At 47.9% G+C, this 25413-nt stretch carries 19 protein-coding genes and 1 pseudogene; 2 read left to right on the top strand and 18 right to left on the bottom strand.

Going from position 1 to position 25413, the window contains the following annotated elements; translation table 11 throughout:
* Nucleotides 1–95: 95 nt before the first annotated feature.
* On the top strand, nt 96–1385 hold the full coding sequence (locus LKD71_RS04815) for an HlyC/CorC family transporter (RefSeq protein ID WP_227614572.1): 1290 nt from the start codon (nt 96–98) through the stop codon (nt 1383–1385).
* 51 nt (nt 1386–1436) lie between these two features.
* Here LKD71_RS04815 and LKD71_RS04820 read toward each other — a convergent pair whose 3' ends face one another.
* From LKD71_RS04820 to LKD71_RS04860, 9 genes are all read right to left on the bottom strand, one after another.
* Nucleotides 1437–2195 carry a sigma-70 family RNA polymerase sigma factor gene (locus LKD71_RS04820; RefSeq protein WP_227614573.1) on the bottom strand — a complete coding sequence of 253 codons (759 nt, stop codon included), beginning with the start codon at nt 2193–2195 and terminating at the stop codon, nt 1437–1439.
* Nucleotides 2195–3478 (bottom strand): S41 family peptidase, encoded by a 1284-nt coding sequence (locus LKD71_RS04825; protein WP_227614574.1) that lies wholly within the window; start codon nt 3476–3478, stop codon nt 2195–2197. Before LKD71_RS04825 ends, LKD71_RS04820 begins: the two co-directional genes overlap by 1 nt.
* Before the next feature lie 71 nt (nt 3479–3549).
* Nucleotides 3550–4638 carry a PucR family transcriptional regulator gene (locus tag LKD71_RS04830; protein WP_178046500.1) on the bottom strand — a complete coding sequence of 363 codons (1089 nt, stop codon included), beginning with the start codon at nt 4636–4638 and terminating at the stop codon, nt 3550–3552.
* A 146-nt stretch (nt 4639–4784) separates the two neighbouring features.
* A complete protein-coding gene (locus LKD71_RS04835) occupies nt 4785–5450 on the bottom strand; it encodes a WecB/TagA/CpsF family glycosyltransferase (protein ID WP_178046501.1) in 666 nt (221 codons plus the stop codon).
* Nucleotides 5451–5568: 118 nt separating this feature from the next.
* Nucleotides 5569–7680 (bottom strand): glutamine synthetase III family protein, encoded by a 2112-nt coding sequence (locus LKD71_RS04840; RefSeq protein WP_227614575.1) that lies wholly within the window; start codon nt 7678–7680, stop codon nt 5569–5571.
* An 84-nt stretch (nt 7681–7764) separates the two neighbouring features.
* The gene (gene fba / locus LKD71_RS04845) at nt 7765–8628 is read right to left on the bottom strand and encodes a class II fructose-1,6-bisphosphate aldolase (RefSeq protein WP_117765222.1); all 864 of its coding nucleotides are present in this window, start codon (nt 8626–8628) and stop codon (nt 7765–7767) included.
* Nucleotides 8629–8734: 106 nt separating this feature from the next.
* Nucleotides 8735–9631, bottom strand: a complete 897-nt coding sequence (locus LKD71_RS04850; protein ID WP_227614576.1) for a diacylglycerol/lipid kinase family protein — start codon at nt 9629–9631, stop codon at nt 8735–8737.
* Nucleotides 9632–9823: 192 nt separating this feature from the next.
* Nucleotides 9824–10648, bottom strand: a complete 825-nt coding sequence (locus tag LKD71_RS04855; protein WP_227614577.1) for an SH3 domain-containing protein — start codon at nt 10646–10648, stop codon at nt 9824–9826.
* Nucleotides 10649–10799: 151 nt separating this feature from the next.
* Nucleotides 10800–13886, bottom strand: a complete 3087-nt coding sequence (locus LKD71_RS04860; protein ID WP_227614578.1) for a YhgE/Pip domain-containing protein — start codon at nt 13884–13886, stop codon at nt 10800–10802.
* Nucleotides 13887–14235: 349 nt separating this feature from the next.
* Between LKD71_RS04860 and LKD71_RS04865 the strand changes: the two genes are divergently transcribed.
* Nucleotides 14236–15012 (top strand): TetR/AcrR family transcriptional regulator, encoded by a 777-nt coding sequence (locus LKD71_RS04865; protein ID WP_331466383.1) that lies wholly within the window; start codon nt 14236–14238, stop codon nt 15010–15012.
* A gap of 26 nt (nt 15013–15038) precedes the next feature.
* On the opposite strand, the gene LKD71_RS04870 is transcribed toward LKD71_RS04865, so the two are convergent.
* From LKD71_RS04870 to LKD71_RS04910, 9 genes and pseudogenes are all read right to left on the bottom strand, one after another.
* Nucleotides 15039–15737 carry an isopeptide-forming domain-containing protein gene (locus LKD71_RS04870; protein WP_227614579.1) on the bottom strand — a complete coding sequence of 233 codons (699 nt, stop codon included), beginning with the start codon at nt 15735–15737 and terminating at the stop codon, nt 15039–15041.
* A complete protein-coding gene (locus LKD71_RS04875; RefSeq protein WP_227614580.1) occupies nt 15734–16450 on the bottom strand; it encodes a class C sortase in 717 nt (238 codons plus the stop codon). Before LKD71_RS04875 ends, LKD71_RS04870 begins: the two co-directional genes overlap by 4 nt.
* 64 nt (nt 16451–16514) lie before the next feature.
* Nucleotides 16515–17981, bottom strand: coding sequence for a SpaH/EbpB family LPXTG-anchored major pilin (locus LKD71_RS04880; RefSeq protein WP_227614581.1), 1467 nt, complete (start codon nt 17979–17981; stop codon nt 16515–16517).
* Nucleotides 17965–20814 (bottom strand): SpaA isopeptide-forming pilin-related protein, encoded by a 2850-nt coding sequence (locus tag LKD71_RS04885; RefSeq protein ID WP_227614582.1) that lies wholly within the window; start codon nt 20812–20814, stop codon nt 17965–17967. The genes LKD71_RS04880 and LKD71_RS04885 overlap by 17 nt, the downstream gene beginning before the upstream one ends.
* Before the next feature lie 175 nt (nt 20815–20989).
* The gene (gene mcrC, locus LKD71_RS04890) at nt 20990–22051 is read right to left on the bottom strand and encodes a 5-methylcytosine-specific restriction endonuclease system specificity protein McrC (protein WP_227614583.1); all 1062 of its coding nucleotides are present in this window, start codon (nt 22049–22051) and stop codon (nt 20990–20992) included.
* Complete coding sequence (locus tag LKD71_RS04895; protein WP_331466384.1) at nt 22048–23439, bottom strand: AAA family ATPase; 1392 nt, start codon at nt 23437–23439, stop codon at nt 22048–22050. Before LKD71_RS04895 ends, mcrC begins: the two co-directional genes overlap by 4 nt.
* Nucleotides 23440–23645: 206 nt before the next feature.
* On the bottom strand, nt 23646–24122 hold the full coding sequence (locus LKD71_RS04900; RefSeq protein ID WP_227614584.1) for a low molecular weight protein-tyrosine-phosphatase: 477 nt from the start codon (nt 24120–24122) through the stop codon (nt 23646–23648).
* 185 nt (nt 24123–24307) lie between these two features.
* Nucleotides 24308–24478 (bottom strand): annotated as a pseudogene (locus LKD71_RS04905) (tyrosine-type recombinase/integrase); the annotation flags it as partial.
* 120 nt (nt 24479–24598) lie between these two features.
* On the bottom strand, nt 24599–25413 hold an 815-nt coding region (locus LKD71_RS04910), incomplete at its 5' end, for a recombinase family protein (protein WP_227614585.1).

Consider the following 25413-nt stretch of genomic DNA (forward strand, 5'->3'; position numbering starts at 1 on the left):
TAAAATCTATTTTCAATAATATTGCCTTATTGCATTCGCCCGAAAAATATTGTATATTCAGTAACAATACTAATATAGAAAAAGGAGCTGATCTTTTGGATTCAAATTCTGCCCTGCAGCTGGTCATCCTGATTCTGCTGCTGGTGCTGTCCGGCTTTTTCTCTTCCGCCGAGACTTCTCTGACGACTGTAAGCACAATCCGTCTCTTAAGCCTTGCCGAGCAAGGAAACAAACGGGCTCAGACGGTTCTCAAAATCCGGAAAGACTCCGGAAAAATGCTGAGCGCCATTTTAATTGGAAACAACATTGTCAACCTGACCGCTTCCTCCCTGGCCACCACCCTGGCCATAAATCTTCTGGGAAGCGCCACCGTGGGTATCGCCACCGGCATTCTCACCTTCCTAGTGCTGATGTTCGGCGAAATCACCCCGAAGACCCTGGCTACGATCCATGCGGAGAAATTTGCTCTCAGCTATGCCAACGTTATTTCCTGGCTCATGAAGATTCTGACCCCGGTGATTTTTATCATCAATCACCTGTCACGCTTCATCTTAAAACTCCTCCATGTAGACCCCAATGCCAAGCCCAGCTTTATGACTGAGCATGAGCTCCGCACAATTGTGGATGTGAGCCATGAAAACGGAGTCATCGAGAGCGACGAGCGGCAGATGATCAACAACGTGTTTGATTTCGGCGACTCCACCGCCAAGGACATCATGATCCCCCGCGTGGATATGGTCTGTGCAGACATTGACAGCACCTACGAAGAGCTTCTTGAGATCTTCCGTGCGGAGCGTTTTACCCGTATCCCGGTCTACGAGGGAGACGGCGACAACATGGTTGGCGTTATCAATATGAAAGATCTCCTTCTGTTTCATCCTGCGAAGGAATTTCATATCCGGGATATCATGCGCGAGCCCTATTTCACCTACGAGTATAAAAAGACCTCCGAGCTCATGGTGGAAATGCGGAAAGACTCCGTGAACTTCACCATCGTGCTGGACGAGTACGGCGCCACCGTGGGAATGATCACGCTGGAGGATCTCCTCGAGGAGATTGTCGGCGACATCCGTGATGAATACGACCACGACGAGGAAGACCCGATCCGCCGGATTCAGGAAAATGAGTATCAGGTTTTAGGTTCCTCCAAGCTGGATGATCTGAATGAAAAATTGGGAATCCATCTGGAATCCGAGGATTACGATTCCATCGGCGGTTACATCATCGAGCATCTGGATCACCTCCCCAAAGCCGGAGAATTTATTGTCACGGAGGACGGAATCCGTCTCGTGGTCGATACCGTCACCAGAAAAAGAATTGACCGGGTTCACATCTATCTTCCGCCGAAAAAGGAAGAGGACGAGACCGAAGAGAATTATCTGTAACAAAAAAGACCTGCAGACACACCAGAAAGTGTCAACTGCAGGTCTTTCTCTTTACTCATTCACATCAATCTCATCGCCGGCCATACGGAGAATATCCCGTATCTCTTCCACCGGCATATCCAGATAAGCGGAAAGCTCATCCACAGAAACTTTGTGTTCCAGGTCCTCTTCCAGGTTGTGGACGGCTTCGCTCAGATGGTTAACCTTCTGGGCTACTTTATCGCCCATATCTTTCAGGTCCTGGCCCTCGCTTAAAGCGTCCTCCATGGCTTCCCGGATCTTCTCGTAGAGGAAATTCTGATAATCTTCCAATTTTCCAAAAAATTCCAGCTCTTCCAGCGCCAGCATCAGCGCCACATTTCCCTCCTGAATCAAGTCGCTTCTCGGAACAGAGCCGAAAGCAAAGGTTCTGGAAAGGTCATAGACCGTTTTCAGGTAATGCTCGGTGAGCCGGCTCTTTGCCGCCGGGTCGCCTGCACTGGCCAGCTGGAAACACTTGAGTTCTTCCTCCTCGGAAAGTCCTTTGATTTCTTCAAGCTCTGCCTGATAAAGTTCCAGACAGTCGCTCTCCTCCATGGCTCCCGCCTCTTCCTTTTCCGGCGTCTGCTCCTGTTTTTCCGGGCCCTCGTAGCCCTCCACCCGGATTTTCTCTCCGATAAGGTAAACGCAGACCATGTTCAGCTGCTCATCCGTCAGATGGGCATTTTTGAAAAATTCTTTTACCTCATCCAGCGTCAGAACATTTCCCTTCTGATCCGCCAGCTCCTTGATCTCACTTAACATTTCACGAAAAATATATCTTTCCTGCATTATTCTTCCTCCAGTATCTCAATTGCTTTCTGAAGCTGGTTATCCTGATCCTTTGGAATCGTGATCTGCTGCTCCAGTCCTTCCTCCAGCTCCACTTCCACATCCGGCTCAATGCCTTTGTCATGGATGTTGTTTCCCTTCGGCGTATAGTATTTTGCGATGGTAAGCTTCACCGCCGTGCCGTCGGAGAGTTCCACGATCCGCTGAACGATGCCTTTTCCAAAGGTCGTCGTCCCCACCAGAGTGCCGATGCCGTAATCCTTCACAGCCCCCGCAAAAATCTCTGATGCACTGGCGCTGTCTCCGTTGATCAGCACCGCCAGCGGGATCTCTAATTTCCTGTCCCCGTCGCAGCTGTACTCCGTCCGGTTTCCATACCGGTCTTCCGTGTAAACGATGAGGCCCTCGGGCAGGATCTCCCTCAAAATATCCACCACCGTGGAGAGATTTCCTCCGGGATTGTTCCGGAGATCCACGATAAGCTTCTCCATGCCCTGACTCTCCAGAGACGCTTTCGCCTCCTGGAACTGTTCCAGCGTTACCGTGTCAAACTCGCTGATTTCCAGATAACCAATGTTGTTTTCCAGCATTTCGCTGGTCACAGTCGGGATATCCACAGCCCGCCGTGTGAGCGTAATCTCTTTTTCCTCCGACTCGCCTTCCCGCTTAATCGTAAAGGTAATCTCATCGTTTTCCCCGGTCTTGATCTCGTTTACGATCTCCGTAAGATCCAGCCCGGAAGTATCTTCCCCATTATATTTGGTGACGATATCACCGGGAAGCAGGCCGCTCTCAGCCGCCGGTGTATTCTCGTAGCAGCGCACCACAGAGATCTCGCTGGTATCCTTGTCCTGGGTCATGACGGCACCGATTCCTTTATAGGAACCGCTGGTGCTCTCCTTCAGGCTGTTCAGCTCTTCCTCGCTGTAATAATCCGCATAAGGATCCTCAAGGCCGGCCATAACACCCTTGTACATCCAGTCTTCCACCTGCTCCTCATCGATGTCATTGAGATAGTAGTAATTGATCACATTGGAAAGCTCACTGAGCTTCCTGGACGTTTTCAGACCGGAAAGGGAAAGACTTCCCGCATTTTCAGGGTAAAACAGCCGGTCCACAACTCCGTTTGTGACACAGAATACGGCGCCCGCCACCAAAAACATGGCCCCGGCCCCCGCCGCAAAGCCTTTCCAGAAATGCGGCCGTTTCTTTTTCTCCTCCGTATCCTCTTCCTCGTTTTCGCTCTTTACTTCCCCCAAAAACAGATCCTTTTCTTCGTCCAATCTTACACTCCTTTACCTAAAAGGAGAGGGCTTTGGCATATTCACAAAACCCTCTCACCTTAAAATTTCTCTTAATACTCCAGATTTTCCATATATTTCATGTATTTGACTACCATCAGCGCGATCTTGAAGGTGATGGCATCCTCGAAGACCCGAAGATCCAGTCCCGTGCTCTTCTGCAACTTATCCAGACGGTATACCAGGGTGTTTCTGTGGATATACAGCTGTCTGGAAGTCTCAGAAACATTCAGGCTATTCTCGAAAAACTTATTGATGGTGGTCAGCGTCTCCTCGTCAAAGTCATCTGGTGACTTGCCGTCGAAGATCTCGCGGATAAACATCTTGCACAGCGGAATGGGCAGTTGATAAATCAGACGGCCGATTCCCAGAGAGCTGTAGGCGATAACGTTTCTCTCGCTGAAGAAGATTTTTCCCACATCCAGAGCCATCCGCGCTTCCTTATAGGAACGGGACACCTCTTTGATCTCCTCCACGATCGTTCCGTAAGCCACATAGGCGTATTCTCTCTTGGCCGGCTCCAGCGCCTCCAGAATCTGATGGGCAATGCGCTCCATATCGGAGTAATCCTCCTGCTCGCCCACTTCCTTCACCACAATGATGCTCTTCTCATCCACCGCCGTGATAAAATCGCCGTTCTTGCTTCCTAAGACCGTGCGGACACTCTCAAGAGAAGAATTATCCTTCTCGTGATCCGTCTCCAGAAGAAATACCACCCGACGGGCTTCCGTATCGATGTGAAGCTTCTTAGCTCGGTTATAAATGTCCACAAGAAGCAGGTTGTCCAGAAGAAGATTCTTTATGAAATTGTCCTTGTCGAACCGCTCCTTATACGCCACCAGAAGGGTCTGGATCTGAAAAGCAGCCATCTTTCCGACCATGTAAACATCATCGCTGCTTCCCTTTGCCACCAGGATGTATTCCAGCTGGCTTTCATCAAAGATCTTGAAAAACTGGTAGCCCTGCACCACCTGGCTGTCCGCCGGCGAATCCACAAAAGAGAGCACGGAAGCATGATGTTCTTCTGCTTCCGGATAGGTCGCTGCCAGTACATTTCCTTCCAGATCCATCACACTGAGATCAATTCTGGAAATCACCTTCAGTCCATCTATGGTAGACTGTAAAATCTGATTTGAAATCATTTTTCTGCCACTCCTTTACTTCATACCTTATTCCGGATATTTCCATTTCTACCCCCGAAAAATCCAATGTCTATCTGATATTCTAATATAAAATGCCAAAAAAGGGAAGTAAAAATTGTGAAATTTTTACGTTTTTTCACAGAAATTCAGTTTTTCTCCTCCTGATATTGGTTCACTTTTTTCTTAAACAGACGCTTGATGAAAAGGTTTTCCAGGAAACCGGCAGTCTTTTCCTTCTTCTCCCCGGCGACGGAAGCCTGGCCCAGTCCCAGCCAGAGACGGATATTCAGCCGTCCTTTGTTGCTGAAAATAAAGGCCTCCTGCTCCGGCGGCGGCAGCTTCGCGATGACCAGCTCCGCATCCAGACCGTTAATATGATTCACCGCATCGTCCATATCATCCGAGGTCTCCATAGAAAAAGCCCCCGCCAAAGATAAAGAAGGGTAATTTCTTTTCAGATTTTCCACGGTCTTCTCTTTTTCCGCCTCGGTTTCCGTCAGAACAGCCACCGGACGGCCATTCTCAGAGAGTTCTTTCAAAAGCTGCGTCTGGAAGGAATGATTTTCCAGCTCTTCCAGCCGGTCTTTTCGTTCCTCTCCCATAGCCTTCAGGATGGCCGCATCGCCCACGATCCGAAGAGCCGTCTGGCTTAAATACTCACGATACTCCTCATCCTTCTCCGCAAGCAGGAGCATATCCGCCCGAAGGACCGTACAGACGCTTAAAGGTTCCCTGGCAAGAAGCCCCATGATCCGCCGGACAGCTGAAGCGGCACTCATATTCTCGATCTCAATTCCCATTATGTCTTTCATTCTGCATCTCCTGCCAAGTCTTTTCTGTTTTCTATCATACCAGAAAAGGCGCTGTCTGTAAAGAAGAGCAAAAAAAGAAGCACAGCAGACGGTTCCGCTGCGCTCCTTTTTCCTGTTTTTAAACTTCAAAAAGAAGGTCGCCGTAGGAAGGCATGGGCCATTCTTCTTTGTCAACAATCATCTCCAGCTCATCCACTGGAAGACGAAGGGCTGCCATCGCTGTGCAGACTTCATCATGATAATAGTGGGCCTGTTTTTCACCCGCTTCCAAGGAGTTGGCGGTTCTGGTCACATCCTTGAGGACCAGAAGAGCTTTTCTCGCCTCGGAGAGAAGAGCTGTCAGCCGTTTTAAGATCTCTACCGGAACAGAATCGTCCGCACCTGCTTCCCGGATCTCGTTGGCTGTCTCTGCCAGATTCTTCGCATAACGCATCACTGCAGGGATGATGTGCTTGCTGGCGATATCGATCATCGCTCTTGCCTCGATGTTGATGGCTTTCGCATAGCCCTCGTACTGAATCTCCGCTCTGGAGTTCAGCTCTGCCTTCGTGAAGACACCAAATTTTTCAAACATCCGGACAGATTTCTCCGTCACCAGAGCTGGAATGGCGTCTACCATGGACTGGATATTCGGAAGACCTCTGCGCTCTGCTTCTTTTACCCACTCCTCGGAATAACCGTTTCCATTGAAAACAATGCGCTGATGGAGGGTCGCATATTCCTTGATAAGATCATGAACGGCCAGATCGAAATCCTCTGCCTTTTCCAGAATATCGCAGGCATCGGAGAAAGCCTCTGCCACGATGGTATTCAGGACCACGTTGCACTCTGCCACGGAATCCCGGGAACCCACCATACGGAACTCGAATTTGTTTCCGGTGAAGGCAAAGGGTGAAGTACGGTTCCGGTCTGTGGCGTCCTTGGAAACCTCAGGAAGGGTCTTTACACCGGTGTGAAGATGGCCGCCCTTTAAGCTGTGAGCTGCGGCTCCCGTATTGACCAGCTGACGAAGTACATCTCCCAGCTGTTCTCCTAAGAATACGGAAATGATGGCAGGCGGAGCCTCGTTGGCACCCAGACGATGATCATTTCCCACATCGGCAGCGGATTCCCGGAGAAGATCCGCATGACGGTCCACCGCACGGAGGATGCAGCAGAGTACCAGAAGGAACTGAATATTTTCGTGAGGAGTTTTTCCCGGCTCCAGAAGGTTAATGCCGTCGTCTGTGGTGAGCGACCAGTTGTTGTGCTTACCGGAACCATTCACACCGGCAAAAGGCTTCTCATGAAGCAGGCACTGGAGTCCGTGCTGCTCTGCCACCCTTTTCAGAGTCTCCATGATAATCTGGTTATGGTCGGAAGCCACGTTGCACTTCTCATAGATCGGAGCCAGCTCATGCTGTCCGGGAGCTACCTCGTTGTGCTGTGTCTTGGCCGGAACGCCCAGCTTCCAGAGTTCTTTATTCACATCCTTCATGAAAGCGCCAATCCGCTGACGGATGACACCGAAATAATGGTCATCCAGCTCCTGGCCCTTCGGCGGCATTGCTCCAAACAGGGTTCTTCCGGTAAAGATCAGGTCTTTTCTCTGGAGATATTTCTCATGATCCACAATGAAATACTCCTGCTCCACACCTACGGACGGAAAAACCTTCCGGGAAGTCGTGTTTCCGAAAAGACGAAGCAGACGTAAGGTCTGAGCCTGTACCGCCTCCATGGAACGAAGAAGGGGTGTTTTCTGGTCCAGAGCCTCGCCGGTATAGGAACAGAAAGCCGTGGGCACACAGAGAATCGCTCCTGTGGCATCCTCACGGACAAAAGCCGGTGAAGTGCAGTCCCAGGTGGTATAGCCTCTTGCCTCAAAGGTGGAACGAAGACCACCTGACGGGAAGGAGGACGCATCCGGCTCTCCCTTGATCAGCTCTTTTCCGGAAAATTCCATCAGGACATTGCCGTCCTCATCCGGCGCCGTAATAAAGGAATCATGTTTTTCTGCTGTAAAACCGGTCAGCGGCTGGAACCAGTGAGTATAATGGGTTGCCCCTTTTTCCATCGCCCAGTCTCTCATGGCGGAAGCCACAACCTCAGCCGTCATGGGATCCAGTTCTTTTCCCTCATCAATGGTCTTGTGCAGCTCTTTGTAGACTTTCTTGGGAAGACGCTCCCTCATCGCATGCTCGTTGAAGACATTTTCTCCGAAAATTCCGGTGACGTTCACATTCTCGCTCATCACATTCCTCCACATATTTTTTTACATAAAATGGCATCCCTTCCTGGGAAGAGATGCCACAGTTTCTGACAAAACAGATGATATTCAGGCTTTGTCGACGGAACCAAAGATTTCCATTTTCTCTTTAACGGTCTTCTTGATTGCCTCAGCACCCGGTGCCAGAAGTTTACGCGGATCGTAGCCTTTGCCCTGCAGATCCTTGCCTGCCTCAATGTACTCACGGGTTGCTTCTGCAAATGCAAGCTGGCACTCGGTGTTTACATTGATCTTGGAAACGCCAAGGGAGATTGCTTTCTTGATCATATCGGTCGGGATACCGGTACCGCCATGAAGAACCAGAGGCATATCGCCGGTCAGCTTCTGAACTGCATCCAGAGTCTCGAAGCTTAAGCCCTTCCAGTTTGCCGGATATTTTCCGTGGATGTTACCGATACCTGCTGCCAGGAAATCGATGCCAAGGTCAGCAATCATCTTGCACTCGTTCGGGTCTGCGCACTCGCCCATACCGATAACGCCGTCTTCCTCGCCGCCGATGGAACCAACCTCTGCCTCCAGAGACATACCGTGCTCTGCGCAGATCTTAACCAGCTCTTTGGTCTTTGCAACGTTCTCTTCGATCGGATAATGAGAACCGTCGAACATGATGGAGGAGAAACCTGCCTCTACACATTTCAGGCATCCCTCGAAGCTGCCGTGGTCAAGGTGAAGAGCTACCGGAACAGTGATGTTCATCTCTTCCATCATACCTTTTACCATGCCAACAACGGTTTTGTAACCGGTCATGTATTTGCCTGCGCCCTCGGAAACACCAAGGATAACGGGAGAATTGCACTCCTGAGCGGTTGCCAGAATTGCTTTTGTCCACTCCAGGTTATTGATATTGAACTGACCTACTGCATAGTGACCAGCTTTTGCTTTCTGAAGCATTTCTTTTGCAGATACTAACATAATGCGAACCTCCATAAATGATATTTTTATTGTAAGCCTCCGGTATTTTCCGGAATGCCCCATTTATCGCCACCATTATAACGCAAAAATTTCAAAAAGGGAACCATTATTTGCGTTCTTTTTTTATCATGATGGGAATTGCCTGTTTCTGGTTGGTGATTTTCACCGTTTTGTGGGTTCCTCCGTCCTCTCCGTCCAGGGTCCAGGGAACCTCCTCCGTTCCTTCCAGCTCCAGCTCGTCGGCCTTGAAGGTCTCGATAAACTTCGAATCCAGCTGACCGGTCATCAGACTCGTGATAATCTCCTGAAACTCAATGACATTGGCCGGCTGGTAAATCAGGATCACCTCAAAAAGGCCGTCGTCCAGGCAGACATCGTTTCCGGTGATCTTCTTGAAACCGCCCACGGACTCGGAATTTGTGATCATGCCGTAGGCAAAATCACCCTCGAACTCCCGCTCCTTCGTCCGAACCTTCATATGGTAGCTTCTGATATTAAAGAGCCGCTTGGCTCCCTCCAGAAGGTAAGCCATATGGCCGAGCACGTTTTTCGCCTCCTGGCTGGTCTGATATGCCACATCTGTAAAAAGGCCGAAAGCCGCGATATAAATAAAATACTGGTCGTTAAAAGCGCCCACATCAAAGCGTCTGGAAGCTCCTGAGACTGCAATCTTCGCCGCATCTCCCATCCGGACCGGAAGCTTCAGACTGCTGGCGAAATCGTTGGTGCTGCCCGCTGGGATATAGCCCACCGGCGTGTCATGGCCGCCTTTCATGAGACCGGAAACCACCTCGTCCAGGGTTCCATCCCCGCCGCTTAAAACAATCTCATCATAATTGCCGCCCTCTTCCATCGCTGTGCGGCAGGCATCCAGCCGCTCCTGCGTGATATGTACGGTCACATCGATTCCTTTTTTGCTGAAAGTATCCAGAATATCCAGAATGTGATATTTTATGCTACCCTTTCCGGATCTCGGATTTACAATAAATAAGACTCTCTTCATTTTTTCGCCCTCTTTTTTATTGTAGAAGCCTTTCCCGCGCAGAGGCCTCTCTGTCAGACCATTTTACATGGATTTTACACCCATGGCAAGCAGTTCATACTTTTTTAACTATTCAGAGCGTAGCTGAATCGAGGTGTGGTTCTGAATAGTTACGAAAAACCCCGCGGCAGCTCTGCCGCAGGGTCTCATTTTTTAGAAGAACTTTGCTCCCATGTAGCCGGTCATACCGTCCACGGATACTTTGTACCAGCCTCCCACATCCTCCAGAAACTGTACGGTGGTTCCTGCCATGTAGGTTCCCAGGATCTGGGACTCTTTGCTGGTCTCTGCTCTTAAGTAGCAGGCGCCTTTCAGCGTCTTATAGATCGGCGTGGGCGCTTCGGTCTGAGGTTCGGTCTCCACTTCGTTTTCCATTCCTGCTTCGTATGGAACCTCTTCCAGATAATCTCTGCTCATATAGCCTTCCCGGCCGCCTACCCGGACCTTATACCAGTTTCCTTCTTTCCCAAGGAATTTCACAATCCGGCCGGCTGCATAAGAATTGATGACGGTGCCGTTGGGTTCGGTTCTAAGATTCAGGGTCGTCGTGACTTTCAGATACTCCGGATCCTTCGCTGCCTCTGTGGCTGCGGTCTCGGAAGCAGCTGTCTCAGCAGCCTGTGTCTCCGAAGCTGTTGTCTCTTTTTCTGTCTCTGCCGCTTTCGTCCCGCTCTCTGTTACACTCTCTGTCTCTCTAGCTTCAGAAGCCCTGGTCTCCGCCTCCGTTGCTTTTTCAGAAGCTTTGGTCTCTGACTGTTTCTCTGTCTCGGAAGTCTTCTCCGTACCCTTGGCTGTCTCCCCGGCAGCTGAACTCGTCTCTGACTCCACTCGCACATTGTCTGTCGGTTTCTGTGCAGAACCTTCCACTCTCTGATAAATACGGATACCAATTGCCGCTATGATGACCACTGCCAGAATTGCAAATCCTAGCAGGAAATATCGAAGATTATCGGAAAGCCATTCTCTAAAATTGTCCATACCTTTTGTTCCTTTCTCTATGTAATGGTGTTTTTATTATAACGCAAGTCCTCCTGAATGGCAAGTAAGGAAAGAAAAAGCATTTTTTTACAGAAAAAGTCCCTCGGCAGAGCTGATAAAAGCTCCGTTCCGGGGGACTCCTTTTTCTCTGTTATTCTTCTTTGGCTTCGATGGCACCGGTTTCCATGATGAATTTCACTTTGCTGTCCATGCCCTCGCTGCTTCCTGCGAAGGTCTTGTAAGCTTTGTCTGCGTCAAGAACTGCATCCAGGCGGTCTACAAGGATCTCGATATTGTTCTCATAAGCCTCGTTGAGCTTCTGAATACCTTCCTCATCGAACTCCTTCATGCCGTCTCTGAGCTCTTCTGCTCCATCGTTCAGATCGTTGGCTCCGTCTTTCAGCTCATCTACACCGTCAGAGAGATCGCTGACGCCGTCCTTCAGATCACCGACTCCATCAAGCAGCTGGTTGGTTCCGTCTTTCAGGGTATCGGTTCCGCTCTTTAACGTATCGGCTCCGTCTTTCAAAGTATCGGTTCCGCTCTTTAACGTATCGGCTCCGTCTTTCAGACTGTCGGTTCCGCTCTTTAACGTATCGGCTCCGCTCTTCAGGGTATCAGCTCCGCTCTTTAAGCTGTCGGTTCCTGCTTTCAGGGTAGCTGCACCACTGGCCAGGGTCTTGCCACCCTTTGCCAGGGTCTTGATGCCGCTCTTTAAGGTCTTTCCGCCTGTTGCCAGCTGGCTTAAGCCCTTGGAAAGGGTATCGGCTCCGGCCTGGAGCTGGGTTGCGCCGGTCTTCAGGCTGCCAGTTCCATCAGAAATGGCTTTTGCACCGTCTTTCAGATCCTGGCTGCTGCCTTTCAGGGTGGCTGCGCCGGTGGTCAGGGCGGTTCCGTTGGCGGTAAGGCTGGTGCCGGCATTCTTGAGGTCGTTGTTGTTGTTTGTCAGGGCGGTTGCACCGTCTGTCAGGCTCTTCATGCCAGCTGCCAGTGTATCGGCGCTGCTATTCAGCGGGGAAGCCGCTTCTTCCAGAGTGGTAAGTCCGGCATTCAGCTCTTGCGCACCAGCTACATACTGTATTACACCAGTCTTAAGCTCGCTCTCATCATTGGTAGCTGCTTCAAGCCCTGCCAAAGCCTTAGAAAGGTCAGCAATCAGCTCTTCCGGTGTTTTCTCCGTTGTGCCGCCTTCTTCTGCACTTTCTGCCAGTACAACACAATTCTCTGCGGATGCAGATACACTCTGCAGTGCATCTCTCTCGGCGATCTGCTCATTTCTCTTTTCTGTCAGAGCCGTAATATCGCTGTTCAGTTTATCAACGACAGACTGGTAATCACTGATCGCCTGAGAAACGGTACCCGATCCGAGTTTTTCCATGACATTTGCTGCTCCGCTGTAGCTGTTGTAATAGCTCTGAGCCGTCGCAAGAACACTGTTCAGATCGGCAATTACGCTTTCCTCCGTATCAATACTGCTCTGGAGAGTTGCGATGGCATTGCTGAGCTCCTCGTCTACTCCAGAAACAGCCTCTGCGATACTTGCATAAGAAGCGGTTGCTGCTTCACCCTCAGAACCGGTCGATCCGCCTTCGGATGAAGAAGGAATCATGTTCTGAATTGCTACAATGCTCTCATGAAGGTTGGTAATTCCATCAATCAATTTTGAGGTCGTATCTTCATTTACCAGCGCATCGCTTCCGGTCTTTGCAGTGCTGATTCCGCTGTACAGATCTTTCATGGAACTCGGAAGGGTTCCTGCCTGGCTTGCGAAGCTCTGCACGCCCTCATTCAGTGTCTCCTCACCGCTCAGATAAGAGTTCACAGCGCTCGTATACTGGCCGGCTCCTGTCACATAGGCGGTAGTTCCGTCTGCCAGGCTGTCAGCTCCTTTTGTATAGCTGTCCACACCTGTTTTCAGGCTCTTGGCTCCGGTATCTGCGGAGGTGATGCCTTTTACCAGGGTATTCAGTCCATCCACCAGAGCGCCTTTTCCATCATTCAGCTGGTTAATACCATCCACCAGATCTTTGGATTTGGTATTCAGAGTATTCAGTCCGTTGCTGAGTGTTGTTGCTCCATCGGAAAGATCAGAAGCGCCGCTCTTCACGCTGCCGGCTCCATTTGCCAGGCTCCGTGCTCCGCTCTGGAGACTTCCGGCTCCGCTCTGAAGGCTTCCGGCTCCCGTCTGAAGCTGTGCAGCTCCGCTCTGAAGATCTCCGGCTCCGTCTGCCAGCTGTTTCGCTCCGTCCTGAAGATCTCCGGCTCCATCATCCACTTTTTTCACTCCGTCATAGAGATCAGAAGCGCCGTCGGAAAGATCGCTGACGCCATCAACCAGATCATCCACACCATCTTTGAGATCGCTGGTACCATCTGCCAAGTCGCTGCTTCCGTCTACCAGCTTCAAAGAGTTTTCTGTCAGCTCATCCAGAGAATCTTTCAGGTCTTTGAGATCATCCAGATTTTCAATGCCCAGATCATCCAGCACACCAGTGGTAGCCACAGTAGCCGTCATATCCAGTTTGAAGTTCGTGGTGTCGGCTTCCACTTCCACATAGTCCGGAATATCAATGTCATCCAGATCCTCTGTATCAGAAAGACCGATGCTCTCGGAAAGTCCCGGCAGAGCCACGCCTACAACGATGTTTCTGCTTCCGTCGGAAATCACTTTACCGTTTGTAACTTTTACATTGCTGAAATTGTCCTGAGAAAGGATCATTCCGGAGATCATGGCAAACGGGGTGTAGATTTCTCTGTCCTCGCCGTTGACCTTCACGGTCTCTTTCTCATTGTTGGTGTAGTCGATGCGGATCTTTACCTTTCCGCTCTTACCGGCCAGATCTTCCGGAGAAATCTCCTGACCGTCCAGATAATAGGTCAGCTTTACAGTAACCGGAAGTTCCTTATCCGTGGTACCCTGATAGTAAATATCGGAGCCATCGGCCTGCCAGGTCAGCTTCTCGCCATCCTGGGTAAAGGTCTCATCTCCTTTGACATTCTTAATGTCGGACAGGGATGAGGAATCACTCAGTTCAGCGGAGCCGGCGGCATTTTTTAACCAGTCGCTGACGGTAATCTTCTCCACATTACCAGACGCATCCATATTTACATAAACGGTTTCCTCTTTTTCCGGTGCTGCACTGTCTACAGTCAGAGCAGGCGCAGCCACCATGCATGCACTCAAAACAACTGCTGTCGTGGAAGCGACCGCTTTTTTCAATTTCCGATTACGGTTCATAAGACATCCTCCTGATCTTATACTTCTATATTTAATGTTTTCCTTCGTAACTGTTCAGTACCTTCACAGTTACGAGCAAAAATCCAATAAAAATCGCCTTCGGCGATGGGATTTTTGCGTGCAACTCTCGGGATTTTGGCATATTCATGCCAAAACACCTCGCGGGATAGTGGCTCCTGAATAATTACTTTCATGCTATATTTATTTATGACTTTCGGTCACTTTTAATCTTATACACTAAAACTGACTAATAGTCAATATTTTTTAGAAAATCTTAATACTTTTTACGCAACAATATGATATAATAATCACAAAAAGGGGCTGGAGCCCCGAATCGGAGGAATTTTTCATGAGAAAAGTAGATCAGAACAAGAAGCAGAAAAAAGATTCTCTTCTGGATGCTGCATTCGGACTCTTCATGGAGAATGGTTTTCACAAAACTTCTATCTCCGACATCGTCAATCAGGCCGGCGTGGCAAAGGGAACCTTCTACCTTTATTTTACCGATAAGTACGATCTTCGGAACAAGCTTATCTCCCATAAAGCGATCCAGGTTTTCTCCAATGCCTACAACGCTCTTTTAAATACGGAAATCAAAACCTTTGAGGAACAGATCATTTTCATCATCGACCACATTCTTACGCAGTTCCAGGAAGACCACTCACTGGTCTTTTTTATTTCCAAACATTTAAGCTGGGCGCTTTTCAAAAACTCCCTGATCGATGTAGCGGAGGAAGGTCAGGAAAGCATCTATGACGAGTATTGCCAGCTTTTGGAAAAATCCGGGCTGCATTTTAAAAATCCGGAGATCATGATTTATATGATCATCGAGCTCATCAGCGGAACTAGCTATAACTCGATTCTTTACGATCAGCCCAAACCCATCAACGAGCTGAAGCCCTATCTGTATGATACGGTGAGATGCATTATCCAGCAAAATCTCTTACCCGACAACGGTACCGGACGAGAAGTTCCGGCAGAAGAAGTCTGTCCGGTTTCCGAGCCTTCTCCCCGGTCCCAAATCGGTTCCAGCCCGGCAGCTTTCAAGAAAACCCGACGAAGCCCGGTTACGCCCGGCGCGGGCGGCGTTCTGTCCGCCCTCCATCTCGGTTACAAACCCAGCTGAAATACAAGAAAGAGCGGACTTCCCTTTCAGAGGAGGTCTGCTCTTTCTTTTTTCCATATAGCTTTCAGAAGAATCATGGCGGAAGCGCCGGCTAATAAAAGATAAGCGGCAATTTTGGTCTCATCTCCGGTTTTTACTTTTTTCAGAGGCTGACTTTGGCGGGGCGGCTCGCTCTCCGGTGTATTTTTCAGAACCAGTTCCACTTTAGGCAGGGTTTTCACTTCATAATCCCATACCATTTTGCCGGAAATCTTTTCCCCCTGGGGAACGGACACCAGATACGGATCTATTTTTTCAAAGCGTTTTGCCGTTTTTTCGCTGGAACTCTGCCAGATGAGATACATCCCCGGTTTCAAATTTTCAAAAAGAGCTTTTCCGTTCTCATCCGTCCTGGCTGAAAATCCCGTTTTTCCTTTTTGCTGATAGAGAGCCTGGAGTTTTTTAGCTGCCAGAAGCGCCTCAGAGGCTTTCATTCCTTCTAATTTTAAACTACTCTCCGCAAAATCCGGAAGCAGAGAATAAGAAACCTGCCCTTCGGAAAATTTAAGATCCGCAACCTCTATAAACTCCAGACCAGCTCCCTCTACAGCAGTCTTTTCTTCCTCATAAAAAAGCGTCACCGTCAAAGTCCCCTGGCGATTCTCATCCGGACTATCTGCCGAACTTTCCAGAACCCGCCAGAAAAAGAGCCCAAACAACAACAACAGCAAAAAACTTTTTTTCACAGGGAATCCCCCTTTCCATTGATCCGATGCCCCCGCACCAGAAGGCGGTGGGTATTGATCGCGTAGGGCGTACACGTCACCAGCGTCACATAATCTTTTCCTTTTTCAATGGCAAGATCCTCCACCTCCTCCGGCTCCACCACCTGGATCTGATCCACCTCATAGGTCAGCCGTTTGTTCAGAACTGTGATAAAAAACTGGTCGCCCTCTTCCATTTTATCCAAGTCCGTGAAAAGTTTGGCTCTTGGAAGCCCCCGATGGCCGGAAATTACGCAATGGGCGCTCTCTCCTCCCACTGGAAGGCTGCTCCATTCCAGATGCCCTGCAGCAATCTGGAGCGCGGATTCTTTGGTCCCGTGATAAATGGGCAGGCGGCAGCCGATCTTCGGAATCTCGATATAGGCCATGATCCCGTCACCGGAAACATTCAGAAGTTTTTCGTAGCGTTCCTTCTGTTCCTCCGTCAGGGCATACCGGGTGCTCTGTTCCGCCAGGGCCCGATTGTATTCCCGGGCCTCTCTCCAGAGCCGGGCATATTCTTCCGCATCCATCTCATCCACCTTTCCCGCATAGTCAGAAATCGCCTGGGACTGCCGGGAGGCATTCCACCAGTTGCTGAAAGTCGGATACAGCAGCAAGGACACACCTGCAAAAAGCAACAGCGCCAGAACGCTATTAAATATGAAGTTTCCCTTCTTTTTCTTTCCTTTCATTGCAGTTTTCTCCTCACTGCTGCACCGCCGGAGAAAGCTTTCTCCCCGGCCATGCAGCGAATTTTTAAGCTTCCTTATGGAAGTATTTTTTCAGTAAAAGAACAGCGGCAGCAGCCAGAATCAGGAGTGCGCCCGCGATATAAAGAACCGTGGTGCCCATGCCGCCGGTGCTGGGGAGTTCGGTGCCCTTTTTGTTCACGATCTGTACGCCGTTCTTATAAACGTTACCATCCATGGTTATTGTATTATTTCCGCCTTCCATCTTTACTTCCTTGCGTTCCTTCAGTTTATTAAAACCGTCAGGAGCTTTTATCTCTTCCAGGTAATAGGTGTCTGCATCCAGACCCTTTATTTCCACATAGCCAGCTTCGATCGTTGCAGGAGTAAAACCTTCGGCCTTTGTCTCGGCTTCTGTTGCTACACGGTAAACGCCATCCGTTTCCTTCACAAGAATAATTTCTTTTCCGCCGGTCTTTGCATCGTAAAGCTTAAATTCCGCTCCCGTCAGAAGTTTCTTCTCTTCATCCAGTTTTACCAGGCCAAATTTAAAAGTCTTAGTTTCAGTCTGTTTCCATTCTGTGGTGCTGGCTTCACCGTATTCCAAACGGGTGTCGTTTAAGTTTGCATCGGTGGAGATTACTGCTTTTTCGTTGAGGGTTGCGAAATAGGTTACTACCAGGTCTGTATCTTCAGTAATCGTGTCAAGATATGCCTGGGCAAATACGATCTCGAAAGTGCAGGTATAATCGGTGGTGCCGTCCTTTTTCTGGTGTGGTCTGTCAAACTGCACCGTATAATCTGTTCCTTTCTCCAGACCTTCTATGGAAATGCTGTCTGGATTCAAAGTCAGACCTTCGGTCATTTTATCGTGAAGGACGTAGCTCTGAGCACCTTTTTTTGCATGGATAGTGGTTCTAAATTCTACAGTGTCACCGATCTGAGCTGTGTTTGTGGAGCCAAATTCACCCGTGGAATCCTCCTTAACTTCCTTATCGACCGTAGGTTCTTCGTTCTTCTCTGCTATCGTCACTTCTTTTGCCGTGGTATCCAGGAAACAGAGGGTACCAAGGGTCGTGTCTACCAGATAGTAGCCAAGGTTCAGATTGTCAAAAACTACCGTGTTCCCTGTTGCTGTTCTGGAAATAGGGGTGATTTTTGCGGATTCCTCCGGATTTTCCGGATCTGTTTTTTCCAACTCTTTTGCTTTTGCCAGAGCCAATTTGGCAAAAGCTGCCGGATCCGCATCCTTTTTCCAGCTCACATATCCCCCCTGCCCGTCAAAACTCAAATAAGTCGTCTGGCTTCTCAGCCAGTTTTCCCAGGCTGGAACTGCTTTATAAGCATATGCTTTTTTCACCGTGTCAAAGCTTTCCAATACCAGAAGCTGATAGACCTTATAGGTCTCCCCCTCCACTGCATTATTGATCGTGATTTTTCCGGTGTCATCATTGGTTCCGCTGGTCGCAAAAACGGACACTGCCATGGAAAATACCATGATTATCGTCAGTAAAAAGCTAATGAATTTCTTCATTTCTTCCATCATCCTTTCCTTTTATTTTTTTATACAATAGGAAGAGAGACGCCACGAAAAGCGTCAGCCATCCACCTGTCGTATACCACAGGATTCCCATTCCGCCGGTGCTTGGAAGCTCATACCGGGTACTGTTTGTTACAACTCCACTCCAAGGCCGCGCCGTACCATCTGCAGCCGTGAGAAGATTTCCATTCCGGTCAATCGTCTTTATTGTCAGTTCATTGTAAGCTGCCGTCAGTAAATACTGATTTCCATTGGAATAATAGTCCTCTGGCACTTTACTCTCCGTCATCCGGTACTGATGCCCGGAGGGAATCGCAGTAAAAGAGACCTTCCCGTTTTCATCTGAAACTGCTTTTTTGTTCGGGATAACCGTTATCGTCCCGTCACCATGACAGAGCCTGCATTTTTCCGTATCATGACTCAGAGTAAATTCCGCTCCGGCTACCGCCTGGCCATGGGGATCCTGTTTTGAAAATTCCAGCTCCACCAGATAGCCTTTTACCGAGGGAATCTGGAACTCCATCGTTTTTGGTTCAGAAGCTGTAACATTATCACCATCACCCTCAAAGATCTGATAGGTCAGCGACGTGGTATCATTGGTGTCGTAATCCTTGTTTTCAGTGAAACCTGCCGCTTCATTCTTCAGGCGGACGCGATAAACCAGCTGATAAGTATAAATTTGCGAAGTACCGCTTCCTGTCTCCACATAACCCGATTTTTTCAGATCCCAGCGGATCGTCGTTTTATCCGAATCATAGACAGCTGTGTTTTCACCGCCGTTTTCGTGTGCCCCGCTGAGGTTTTCTTTGACAAGCTCCGGCGTCTGATTATAAAAACCGATAAATTCCACCATCTGGGAAGCCGTGCCAGAGAAGGGCAGCGGATCGTTGGCTACCCACTGAGCTTCTGCTGTGATCTCGTTAAAGTCACGAATCTTGGCAAAAATTTCTTCGTAGGCCTTTTGAAGACCTGTCAAATCGGTGCTGTCGTAATAGTAGCCTGAACCGATGCTGTTGCGAAGCCAGGTTTTGTAGGCCTCGGTACTGGCGGCATCGCCGATTTCATAGGTAGTACCAGTACGGTCTACAACAGAAAAACCATCTGCCTTTTCCGACTGTGTGGTATACTGCTGAATGGTCTGACCACCTACGTCCACACCGATTGAGAAAATAGTAATGCTTGATGCCTTGACCTCGGCCGCTTTGTTGCGGGCGCGAATAGCCGCTTCGTTGCTGTAGCTGGTGCCGTAAGTACAGGGTTTATTTAAAACTCGATCTTTAAATCTTGTACCTGCTGAATCATACGGATCATATCCATTGTAACCACTGCTAATATAAGTCGTAGGGAAACCGTCACTCAGAAAAATAATATATTTATTCTTATTTGTTGCCCCTTGCAGCATATCCTTTCCCATAGAAAGGCCCGCCTCGATATTCGTAAATCGGGAATGGTCATCTTTATACCCGGCTTTATCAATAATTTTCTCAGTTTCAGTCCTCATAGTATTTTTCAATGTATTCGCCTGATCCTGGCTGCTACAGGACTGAAGCCCGAAGATCTCATGTGCATCGGTATTAAAGGCCACATACCCAACCTTGCTGATTTCCTGAGAAGTGGAACTCTCCGCAAACTGATCCAGAAACGTTTCTGCCGCTGTCATAGCCGCCTGATAACGAGTCGTACCACCAAAACCATTGGTCATCGTATTGGAAATATCCATCACAATAACCACAGCCATATCCGGATCCTTGTAAACCTCCAGAATATCCCTCGGCGTGCTTACCTGAAGCGTGATATCAAACACATTTTCCAGATCCGTTCCCTGGATCGTTTTACTAATCGTTACTCCATCCTCAGAAGTCTCGCTTCCGCCTTGATTTACAACCTGAACATCTGACGGCTGCGGAACCCGGGCGCTTCGGCGCTGATTCATCTGCGCTTCCATACTCTGAAAAGATACTGCGGTTCCTTCCGCTTCCACCTCAGCATCGGCTCCCGCATAGCCGCTGTACTGCTGAAACCAGCCGCTGTTTATCAGACTGAGCCAGGCATTTCCTTCGGCCCGCTCCGCCATACGATTGTAGTAGACTTCCAGTAAAGCCTTTAAGCGCTCAGACAAGTCCTTGTAATCCTCCTCCGTCAGCCCTTCTTCTTCATAGGATTTCCGGATCTCTTCCAGGAGTGTTTGCGCCTCCAGCCAGTTGTCATCCTGGATTCCGGAAGCTTCAAACAAAACCAGTTTTTCCTGGAAAGCAACAAAATTGGCATGCTGCTTCTCCGTATCTATTTCGGATTCCGTTTTCGTCTCCGATTCTGTTTCCGTTTCTGTTTCAGCTTCGGACTCGGTTTCCTGTTCAGAAACGGTTTCCGACTCAGACTCAGTTTCTGCTTGCGTTTCCACTTTTGTCTCGGTTTCTGTGCCAGGCTCAGATTCTGACTCTGTCTCCGGATTCAAATCAGAGGCTGTCTCTGTTTCCCATTCGGTTTCCAGTTGGAAATCCGCTTCCGTCGCCCGGATCGTTTCTGTTTCCGTTTCCGGAAGATTCTCTGAGTTGGCGACACTTTCAGACTCCGAAACCGGTTCCGAATGAGCTTCTGTTGTTATTTCACTCTCCGTTTCCGTTACAAGCTCCGTCTCTGATAGTAATACTTCCATTCCGGCCTGTGTCTCTGGCTGAAACTCAGAAAGCGGTTCCGATGCTGCTTCCGCCTGGTTTCCCACCACCTGAACACAGCCTGCCACCAGCAGCAACACCAGCAGAAAACTCAGGCTCCGCCGCCAGAAACTCCCACGACAATCTTTTCTTTCCTTCCTTTTATGAAACATTTCTTATCTCTCCTTTTCCCAAAAGAACTCATTTTTCCCCAATAAAAAACATTCAGATAACATCTGTGGCAATCACAAAATCTTATCTGAATGTTCTTTATTCCTTTTATGTGCAAGTAAATTCAAGCGCTCCTGCCGAACACTTTAAAAACAATATATGTTTTCTGTCTCAGCTTTATGATTCCGATTCTAAAAATTTATCCGCCTCTTCAAAGTATTCTTCCACAATCCCGTCCAGCTGCTTTCTGATCTCAGTAAAATCAAGATTCAAATCCAGCGTCCTTACACAAATCCAGTTCCCGCTCATCTTATATTTCTGGTCCGGCTGGATTTTCTCCTCTGTCCGGGCATACAAAAGCATACCCGCAACCTCATGGGGCTGATCCTTCAATTCATACTCTTTGTTCTTAACATAGGTAAAAATCTGATATAAATTGTCGGAATGAAGTTTATGTTTTCCATATTGTACCCTCGTCGTATGTTCATAGTATTTCGCATCAATGATAAGTACCTTTTCCTCCCTGGAAAGCATAAGATCCGTCTGCATCACCGGAAGCATATCACTGGAATCCGAATCCAACTGCCAGAAAATCTGCGATGCATTTACCGTAAGCTCCGGATGCTCTTTCCTGTAATACTCCAGAATAAACTTCTCATAAAGCCTGCACATTCTCTGTTCATCTATAAACTGCATCAGCTTCATGCTTCCATCTGCCGTCGTCTGCAGCAGTCCTTTCAGCACCAGGCAGCATATGGATATCAGCATACGATACGTCTGATTATTCCTTGCATACTGCTGGTTCCAATCAATGGAAGAAAGCTCAAGCTCCTGTACATCCGCAAAGAAAACCAAGAGCTTCCGGATTTCCTTTTTCCTCAACTTGTTAATATCTCCATGAAGAAGCTTCAAGAGGGTGGTTTTAATGATTCGATTCCGATAGGTATCCACTGAAAATTCATCATAAGTGCAAACCATCTGCCTTCTGAGCAGAGTCTGTGTTTTGATGGATTCCGTAAGATCTATTTTTCCCCTGATCCCGGATAAGGTATCCGTCTCAGAAACATACTCTCGCTCAAGCCCTCTCTTTATCTGCAGCGAAACACCCTTTATCAGGATTGCCGCACATAGTTCGGCCACATTATGAAATTGTTCTGTGGCCACACTCCTGTATCCGTCTTCATTGAGGACCCGAAATGCATAAGCCAGCATATGGTAAATATTCTGAACAGGTATCACTTTACCGAACTCCTTAATTTTTCCGCCCAATCCTTAACCTTGATTGGCTCGTCGTACCAGTACTCTTTCAGCAGCGGGACCATCTCATATTCGACAATATTGGAAAGCACTTTATCCGTAATCTCTTTCAAATTACAGAAATAGCTGTGTCCGATGCAAAATCCTTCTCCAAGGGAATCATCGGCAGCAATGATTGTGTTGAGCTTTTCGACACAGTCAATCAGGCGATCAAACTTCCCATTTGCCAAATGCATTCGGTACTCCCGAAATCCGTCGCTCTCAAATTCCGGTTTCATCTCAAAAAAGGCAAATCTGCGGCGCAACGCATAATCCAGCATCGCAAGACTTCTGTCCGCGGTGTTCATCATTCCAATGATATAAAGCTTGGGCGGCACAGAAAATTTATCGCCGGAATACAGTAACTGCAATGCATTGCCGCGCTTATCATTCTCAATCAGCATGAACAGTTCTCCGAAAATTTTGCTCAGATTTCCCCTGTTAATCTCATCAATAATAAAGAAATATTCATGATCCGGGTCTTCCGAGGCCCTCCTGCAAAAATTTGCAAACGCTCCTTTTTTGATCTCAAAAGTATTTCCCGTACCTGACGGTCGAAAGCCTTCTATAAAATCTTCGTATGTATAGCTCTGATGAAACTGAACCATCATAACACGATTCTGATCCTTACATCCCATCATAGAATAGGCCAGACGTTTTGCAGCAAACGTCTTTCCCACACCCGGAGCCCCCTGCAGGATAACATTTTTCTTCATACGGACAAGTTCCACCAATGTGTCATAGCAGTCAGCATCCATATATACTTCCTCCAGAAATTTCTCCGGAGTATATTCAGGGAACGCTATATCTTCCTGCTCTGTATCAGCATCATCTACCAAGGCATTTAACTTTGCCACATAGTCTGTGTATATGGTGATATCCGTCAGTGTTTTCATAACTGCCTGGCTGGGATGCGCCCACTCACCAATGTTTGTCCATTTTACTTTGCGAACATTCGGATACTCTGTGTCTGTCGTGTCATACATATAATCGGAAGCAACAACGCCGCGGCCGATGATCGAATGCATGCCCTTCTTTGCAAACACAACATCACCCGGTTTCATCTCCCGCAAAAACTGCCAGGTAGCGTGTGCATCGTTTTTATAGGTTTTCGTCGGATCAATCTTCGCTTTCATTGCCGTCTTCATCTCATCTTTGGAAGTATATTGCGAAAGATCACCAATCGCACTCCAACCAAGTCCCATTATTCCACGCTTACAAAATTCATCCCATTTACACGCCCCGTCACCAGGTGAATAAATCCAGTAATGTATCGTTTCCACATCTTCATCCGCTAACCCGGCGCCTTTCTTATCCCGTTCGGACTGCATCTTTTTTTGTTTTCCTTTCTTTCTGTTATCTTGGAGCAAGGTCTGCTATTCTCAGGCAAACCAGTGTACTGTATCATTCATTTTCAGCATAACAATTTTAATCCTGCAAGGCAGAAGAATGATGCGATGTAGTAGTATCATCGATTGACAAACTGAAAATTCAGGCAGGTCATTATGCAGAATGTGAGTGAGACCGTACAACTCTCTTACAACTTTCCTTCTTCCTTTAAATACTTCAGCAGGCCTTCGCACCCGGCCACCACTTCCCGATAGGTCACATCGAACTGCCCGCTGTACCATGGATCTTGGCAATCTGCCTCACTTCCGGCAAACTTCAGAAGCTTATGAATCTTTTCACCTCGAACATGCCCCGTCATCCGTTCCATATTTCTGATATTCATGGAATCCATCCCGATCAGGTAATCATACTCATCATAATCCGAAGCCTTCAGCAGAACCGCTCTCTTCCCTTCACAGCTGATTCCATGCCTTTCTAACTCCGCCTTCGCCGGTGGATACACCGGATTCCCCACCCCATTCCAGATCTCCTCCGTACTGGTGGCTGCGGACGCAATTTCAAACTGCTCCGCGATACCACAGGATTTTACCATATCTTTTAAAACAAACTCTGCCATGGGGGAACGGCAGATATTGCCGTGGCAGATAAATAATACTCTAATCATCTTTTTATATCTCCATTTAAATCTTGTATTTCTTCTCAAACGCTTGATATTTCAGGGTTTTCCGACTTTTGAGTTTTCCTTTCTTTTCAAGGTATCTTCTCAAATCTTCTCGTATTTTCTTGTGTTTTTCCCTGCAATCTTGGTAAATCCGTTGGTAAAGCAAGCGTCCTTACCAACGGGCTTTTTTAACTATTCGCTATCCGATATACTTCTTCCTTTGCATCATCAAAATTCACATGGGTGTAAGTGTTCAAGGTTACACTGATGTCTGCGTGACCCATGATATACTGCAAGGTTTTCGGATTCATCCCGGATTTTGCCATATTAGAGCAAAAGGTGTGCCTGCATACATGTGGATGTGTCAAGTATAGGACAAAAAAATTTTATTTTTTTCTGCCGAAGACTATCTGACGCTTCCATCAGGTAGTCCCAGCACCTTTATTATCTTATGATAAGTCATTCTTGTCCTGCTCAAGTTACCTCTGTTCCGAAAAAATATCGTCAAAATTCCATTCGATTTCAATTTCATCCTGACTATGAACACGAATCACCTTGATAATCTCACGCAACTTCTCTGTATCGAACTTCTGAATTCCCAAGAAATCTTTTAGTTTTATTTTATCAGAAAGTTCATTTTGTTCAAGAAGCTTTTTACTATTCTCTGCATCTTCTATCTTTCGTTTTATTTCATCCAGCTGTACACTTATCTTTTCAGCTCTCTGCTTATACAAATCACGATCTATACGACCATCTTTATAATCATCATAGAGCTTCATCTTTTCCGAGGTCAACTGTCGGCTCTGTTTTTGCAATTCTGAGGTATTGATCTCTTTGTAGTCGCATTGCCTTTTGGCAGATACTTTCTTTTCTTTTTCCAACATTGACGCTGCATACTGATGAACAAGCCCAAGGATATTCTCCTCCAGCGGTTCCCGCCGGATCACCAGACTTCGACACACAGGATCTCCATTGGTTCGGGCATCTGAGCATTTCAGCAGATGCTCTGTTTCTTTTAACAGAGAATGCCCACAGTTGGCACATAGCAGCAATGCCGGCTGTTTTTTACGTCTTTCCAGAGTAAAATTAGTGCGTGATTCCGCAACACTTCTCTTCTTTTTCGGATGCATTTCATTTGCTTTTTCAAACAATGCCCTGTCTATAATTGCCGTATGATGATTTTCCAGGCGAACCCATTCTGTTTCATCATTCAGAATTGCTTTATGACCGGTATGCATACTGCAACGTGTTTTTCCCCAGATTCTGGTTCCAATATAAATCTCATCCCGGACAA

The sequence above is a fragment of the Fusicatenibacter faecihominis genome (assembly GCF_020686945.1).
In the GTDB taxonomy this organism is placed as follows: Bacteria; Bacillota; Clostridia; order Lachnospirales; family Lachnospiraceae; genus Limivivens; species Limivivens faecihominis.

What these genes read in the sequence shown, in the direction of transcription:
- LKD71_RS04820 (WP_227614573.1), bottom strand. Translation starts at nt 2,195, where the DNA reads ATGCAGGAAAGATATATTTTTCGTGAAATGTTAAGTGAGATCAAGGAG.
- LKD71_RS04830 (WP_178046500.1), bottom strand. Translation starts at nt 4,638, where the DNA reads ATGATTTCAAATCAGATTTTACAGTCTACCATAGATGGACTGAAGGTG.
- LKD71_RS04835 (WP_178046501.1), bottom strand. Translation starts at nt 5,450, where the DNA reads ATGAAAGACATAATGGGAATTGAGATCGAGAATATGAGTGCCGCTTCA.
- LKD71_RS04840 (WP_227614575.1), bottom strand. Translation starts at nt 7,680, where the DNA reads ATGAGCGAGAATGTGAACGTCACCGGAATTTTCGGAGAAAATGTCTTC.
- fba (WP_117765222.1), bottom strand. Translation starts at nt 8,628, where the DNA reads ATGTTAGTATCTGCAAAAGAAATGCTTCAGAAAGCAAAAGCTGGTCAC.
- LKD71_RS04850 (WP_227614576.1), bottom strand. Translation starts at nt 9,631, where the DNA reads ATGAAGAGAGTCTTATTTATTGTAAATCCGAGATCCGGAAAGGGTAGC.
- LKD71_RS04855 (WP_227614577.1), bottom strand. Translation starts at nt 10,648, where the DNA reads ATGGACAATTTTAGAGAATGGCTTTCCGATAATCTTCGATATTTCCTG.
- LKD71_RS04860 (WP_227614578.1), bottom strand. Translation starts at nt 13,886, where the DNA reads ATGAACCGTAATCGGAAATTGAAAAAAGCGGTCGCTTCCACGACAGCA.
- LKD71_RS04865 (WP_331466383.1), top strand. Translation starts at nt 14,236, where the DNA reads ATGAGAAAAGTAGATCAGAACAAGAAGCAGAAAAAAGATTCTCTTCTG.
- LKD71_RS04875 (WP_227614580.1), bottom strand. Translation starts at nt 16,450, where the DNA reads ATGAAAGGAAAGAAAAAGAAGGGAAACTTCATATTTAATAGCGTTCTG.
- LKD71_RS04880 (WP_227614581.1), bottom strand. Translation starts at nt 17,981, where the DNA reads ATGAAGAAATTCATTAGCTTTTTACTGACGATAATCATGGTATTTTCC.
- LKD71_RS04885 (WP_227614582.1), bottom strand. Translation starts at nt 20,814, where the DNA reads ATGTTTCATAAAAGGAAGGAAAGAAAAGATTGTCGTGGGAGTTTCTGG.
- LKD71_RS04895 (WP_331466384.1), bottom strand. Translation starts at nt 23,439, where the DNA reads ATGCAGTCCGAACGGGATAAGAAAGGCGCCGGGTTAGCGGATGAAGAT.
- LKD71_RS04900 (WP_227614584.1), bottom strand. Translation starts at nt 24,122, where the DNA reads ATGATTAGAGTATTATTTATCTGCCACGGCAATATCTGCCGTTCCCCC.